Raw genomic sequence first — 5,513 nt, forward strand, 5'->3', positions numbered from 1 at the left:
CACAACGTCGTCATCCTGTCCGACCCGGACGGTCTGATCACCTGGGTCAACGCCGCGTTCGAGCGGGTCACCGGCTACACCGCCCAGGAGGCTGTGGGCCGCAAGCCCGGCGAGTTGCTGCAGTTCCAGGGCACGTCACAGCAGGCGCGCACGGCGCTGGGGCAGGCGGTGCGGGCGCGCGAACACGCCCGCGTCCACATCCTGAACCGGGCCAAGGACGGCCACCCGTACTGGATGGACGTGGACCTGCAGCCCCTGCACGACGACGCCGGGGCCTTCGTGGGCTTCGTCGCGATCGAGACCGACATCACCGAACTGGTGTTGCGCCAGCAGCACCTGGACGCCCTGCTGGAAGCGGTGCCCATCGGCCTGGCGCTGCACGACGGCGAGCACCGGGTGCACCGCCTCAACAGCGCGGCCCAGCGCATCTTGTCCGGGGGCACGACGGACCACGGGCCCGACGTGTCGGCCCAGCTCGCCAGCCTGCTGCAGCAGGTGGCGCAGCAGCCCGCCGGCGGCCCCCAGCGCCTGGTGGCGGTGCAAAACGCCCGTGCCGAGTCGCGCTGGCTGGACGTGCGCCTGGCGACGCTGCCCAACGTCTCGGGCACGTCGGCCGAACGCATCGTGGCGTTTTCCGACCAGACCGAACAGATCCACGCCGGGCAATACATCGAGTTGGCGGCACAGACGGCCGACATCGGCCACTGGACCTGGAACCTGGCGAGCGACGAGCTGGAACTGTCCAGCGGCTGGCTGGCCCGCCTGGGCCTGGCGCACCGCACCGTGGCCACCCGCGACCTGGTGCACCCCGACGACCAACTGCAGTGCCGCGATGCGATTGCCCGGGTGCTGCGTGGCGAGCAGTCCACCTTCAAGTTCGAGGAGCGGCTGCGCACCGGCGACGGGCAGTGGCGCTGGGTGCTGTGCGGCGGGGCCGTGATCGAACGCGACGCCCAGGGCCGCGTCACCCGCATGGCCGGCATCCACCTCGACATCGACGCGCAAAAACGGGTGGAGCAGGCGCTGCACCGCGCGGCCACCACCGACCCGCTGACCGAGCTGCCCAACCGCCTGGTGATGCTGGACCGCCTCAACCGCGCGCTGAGTTCGGCCCGCCGCCACGGCCAGCACGGGGCCTTGCTTTACCTGGACCTGGACCATTTCAAGCGCATCAACGACAGCTACGGCCACGGCGCGGGCGACCAGTTGCTCAAGAACGTGGCCGCGCGGCTGTTGGCCCAACTGCGCGACGATGACACCCTGTGCCGCATGGGCGGCGACGAGATGATGGTGCTGCTGCCCCGGCTGAGCGCGGACATGACCGCCGCCAAGCTGCACGCGCACGGGGTGGCGCAGAAGCTGATCCGGGTGCTGGAGTCGCCCATCGACATCGAGGGCAAGTCGGTGGCGTTGGGCGCCAGCGTGGGCGTGACCTTCTTTCCCAAGGACGAGCAGGAAACCGCCGAAGACCTGGTGCGCGAGGCGGACACCGCCATGTACGGCGCCAAGGGCGAAAACCGCGGCACCGTGCGCTTTTACGAGTCCGCCATGCAGCAGGCGGTGGCGGACCGGCTGCAGCTGGACCACGACCTTCGTCAGGCGGTGCTGAACCACGGCTTCGAGCTGTTCATGCAGGGCAAATGGTCGCCGGCGGGCCGGCTGGTGGGCGGCGAGCTGCTGCTGCGCTGGCGCCACCCGGTGCGGGGCTGGGTGTCCCCGGCGGAGTTCATTCCGGTGGCCGAGGAGTCGGAGCTGATCCAGCACATCGGGCGGCAGGTGCTGCAGGAGGCGGTGCAGATCGCCCGTCGGGTGCGTGTCCACCGCCCGGATTTTGTGGTCTCGGTCAACATCAGCCCCAAGCAGTTCAAGCGCGAGGAGTTCCAGGACGAGCTGCAGCGGCTGGTCGAGGACGCCGGGATCGACCCGGCGGCGCTGATGCTGGAGATCACCGAAGGGGTGCTGCTGCAGGACCGGCTGGCCAAGAGCGTGGTGACGCTGAGCAAGGCCGGTTACCGGTTTTCGCTGGACGATTTCGGCACCGGCTACTCCAGCCTGGCCTACCTCAAGCGCCTGCCGGTGCACGAACTGAAGATCGACCGGGCCTTTGTGCGCGACATCGAGGTCGATGGCGACGACGCCGCGCTGGTGCAGGCCATCCTGTCGATTGCGCGCCGCTTCTGCATCCAGACCGTGGCCGAGGGCGTGGAAACACCGGCGCAGCTGGAGTTTTTGTCGCACCACGGCTGCAAGGTGCTGCAGGGCTTTTTCTTCGACAAACCGCAGCCCTGGCAGGCCTTTGTGAACCAGTACGTGGTGGCCTGAGGCGCGCGCCGCCGGCCCGCTCAAGTCCCGAAATCCACCCCGACCGGCAGGGGCGGCGCGGTCCATTGGTACCGTTCCCCGAGCACATCGCGCTCGGGCCGCTGGCCTGGCCACCGCAGGCCGAGCAGGCCCATCACGCTGTGCCCCAGCCAGTCGGTGCGCACGGGGCGGTCAAAGGTCGGTTCGGGCAGGGCCTCGACCCGCCGGCCCCACAGCAGCAGGGGCACCCGGTAGCCGTCGGCGTGGTGGGCGCTGTGGCCGGTGTGGTCGCTCTGGCTGCCCACCTCTTGGCCGTGGTCCGAAAAGTACATCCAGACCGCGTGACCGCTGGCCTGCCGGGTCAGGTCCAGGCTCTGCGCCACCACCGAGTCGTGGTAGTGCAGGGCCGAGTCGTATTCGTTGCGCAGGGCCCGCACCCGCAGCGAGCGGCCCTGGGCCTTCATCTGCCGGTCCACGCCGTCGCGGGCATCCTCGAACGGGCCCTGCGCCTGCGGGTAGCGCAGACCGTAATGGGGGTGGGCGCCCAGCAGGTGCACCACCACGAACTTGCGCGGGGCCGGGTCCTGCAGCGCCTGTTGCAGCACCGGCAGCGTTGCGTGGTCCAGCGACGGGCTGGAGCGCCCCGGGGTTTTGTTGAGCATGTGCACGCGGTCGGCCAGCAGGGCGTGTTCCTGGTCGATGGCCAGGTCGTCGTGGTTGCTGATCCACCAAGTGCGGTAACCGGCGCTGGCGGCCAGGGCGATCAGATGCTGGCCGTCGGCGCCGGTGCGGCCGAAGTAGAAAAAATTGCGCAGCGCCGGCACGGTGGAGGCGTCCACCGACCAGGCGTGCCGAAACACGCCCAGCTTCGACGGCTCCTGCTGCCACCGTGTCCGCAGCCGCGGCGTTGTGTCGCGTGCGTAGCCGTAGAGCGACAGGTGGTTGCGGTTGATGCTTTCGCTGATGACCAGCACCAGCGTGTCCGGGCTGTCCGGCGTGGTCACGGGGGCCTGTGCGCGGGCCCGCGCCCGCAGGCGGGCGCGCTGCTCGCCGAGGTTGGCCCATTGGTTGCGCAAGGCCGCCACCTCGGACACCCACCCAGGCCAAAACACCACAGGGTGGTGCTGGCGCCAGGGCTTGCTGACCAGGGCCACCAGCCCCAGCGCCACCAGCACCGCCGCCGCCACCACCCGCCAGCCGGTGGCTTTCAGGGGCGCCGGCGGCTGGCGCCACCAGGCCCGCAGGCCGGCGAACAGAACCGCCAGCGAGGCCAGCAAAAACAGTTTCCAGAGCAGCAGGCTGGGCCAGTGCATCGACACGAACTCGGACGATTCCTGGGCGGTGGTGTTCGCCACCGCCGTCAGGACGAAGGCACTGGCCGGACTGGCTTCGTAAGCATCGAGCATGAAGCCGCGCACGGCCCCGTCCAGGATGAAGCTCAGACCCAGCACCCCGGCGGTGGCGGCTTGCAGGCCGCGGACGGCGCGCGAGCGGCCGGGCCACCACAGCCACATCCACGCGGGCAAGGCCAACACCAGCACCTGCAGCACCCGCGCGCCGTCGTAGCCCAAGATGATGGCCGACAGGAGCAGCGCCGCGGCCAGCAAGGCCAGTGAGGTGCGGGGCGAGGTCGGGGTCATCGCTGCTTTCGGGGGCGGGTGCCGTGGCTGTGCGGGGGCGCCGACACGGCGGGTTGAGGGGGTGAAACGGCGTGCAGCGTACCCGCAAGTGGTGGGCGGACGTGGACACAGCCAGCAATCCCATGGTCGGCATGGGCCCATGGGGCCGCCCCGACCGCTTCGACGACGGGGCGGCGTGGAATTCGCGGCCCACGGCCGGGCTGGCGGGCCCTGGTTGCCCCCCCTCGCTGACAAGCGCCACCGAACGGGTCACAATGCCGGCGTGTGTGCGCTTGTCCTCTACCTCGGTGCCACCGAGGCCCCTACACGTGCCGAGGTGGACGCCTGGCCTGGTTGGACGCTGCTGGAATTCGGGACCGGCTGGTGTGGCCATTGCCGTGCCGCGCAACCCGCGCTGGCCGAGGCGCTGACGCAAGAGGGCCGCTGGCGCCACCTTCGGGTGGAAGACGGCCCCGGTCGGGCGCTGGGCCGCAGCTTTCGCGTCAAGCTCTGGCCGACCCTGGTGCTGTTGCGCGACGGCCGGGAAGTCGCCCGCCTGGTCAGACCCCAGCAAACCGCGGACATTTCAGCCGCCTTGAAGGCCTGGTGAGCGCGCTGGGGCCCTGGCCCACCGGAACCGGCCGGGCACACGCGCTACAGTGGGTGCCATGTCAAACGCCCACACCTGCCCCGATCACTTCGCCCCCGTGCCGCTGGCGCAGTGCTACCGCCTGATGAACCACGGCCCCACGGTGTTGGTGTCCGCCCGCCAGGCGGGTGTGGACGGCGTAATGGCGGCCGCCTGGGCCTGTGTGCTCGACTTCGGCGAAGCGCCCAAAGTGACCGTGGTGCTGGACAAGGCCACCCGCACCCGCGAACTGGTCGAAGCCAGCGGCCGTTTCGCCCTGCAACTCCCCTGTGTCGCCCAGGCCGGCTTGACGGTGGCCGTGGGCACCCACAGCGCCCATAACATGCCCGACAAACTGGCGCGCTTGCAGGTGCCCACCTTCACCGCCCCGGGGCACGACCTGCCGCTGGTGCAAGGCTGTGTGGGTTGGCTCGTCTGCCGCCTGCTGCCGGAGCCGCACAACCAGCACACCTACGATCTGTTCATTGGCCGGGTCGAGGCGGCCTGGGCGGACGAGCGGGTTTTCCGCCAAGGGCGCTGGCACTTCGACACCGCCCCCGCCGAACTGCGCACCTTGCACCATGTGGCCGGTGGCCAGTTCATCGTGGCGGGTGGCACGGTCCAGGGATGAGGTCTGCGCCGGGGGCGGTCCAGCCGCCTCCGCGCCTTCCTGCACCGAGGCCGGGTGGGTGGCCTGGCCCAACGAGGACCCGCCAGCGGGTGTCTGGTCGGCATGGCGCGGGATCGGCGTGCCGGCCGTCATCCCCAACCCGCGTGGGCAACCCTGTGGACAAGCCCCCGCGAAGTGGGGCAAGGCGTTGATTTGCAAGGCGGGCGTTCACCCTGCCTTTTTTCTGGGCAGGGCCCGGCGCCGAAGGGCGGCGGCATCGCAGCCATGGGCAATGTGCGACCGTATCGCAGTCAACTGCGCATCAGCTGAGGCAACCAGAGCGAGAGGCCGGGGA

General features: G+C 70.3%; 4 protein-coding genes. 3 read left to right on the forward strand and 1 reads right to left on the reverse strand.

From position 1 onward, the window contains the following. A partial coding sequence (locus tag HA630_RS19670; RefSeq protein WP_166837047.1) for a bifunctional diguanylate cyclase/phosphodiesterase occupies window positions 1–2,322 on the forward strand: 2,322 nt, incomplete at its 5' end. A gap of 20 nt (window positions 2,323–2,342) precedes the next feature. Here the strand turns inward: HA630_RS19670 and HA630_RS19675 are convergent. Next, entirely contained in the window at window positions 2,343–3,941 is a 1,599-nt protein-coding gene (locus HA630_RS19675) for a phosphoethanolamine transferase (protein WP_166837048.1), read from the reverse strand. A gap of 262 nt (window positions 3,942–4,203) precedes the next feature. Between HA630_RS19675 and HA630_RS19680 the strand changes: the two genes are divergently transcribed. Continuing rightward, window positions 4,204–4,530, forward strand: coding sequence for a thioredoxin family protein (locus tag HA630_RS19680; RefSeq protein WP_371809304.1), 327 nt, complete (start codon window positions 4,204–4,206; stop codon window positions 4,528–4,530). Between the two features lie 58 nt (window positions 4,531–4,588). After that, a complete protein-coding gene (locus HA630_RS19685; protein WP_166837051.1) occupies window positions 4,589–5,179 on the forward strand; it encodes a flavin reductase family protein in 591 nt (196 codons plus the stop codon). Window positions 5,180–5,513: the final 334 nt, after the last annotated feature.

The sequence above is a fragment of the Aquabacterium sp. A08 genome, assembly GCF_011742065.1.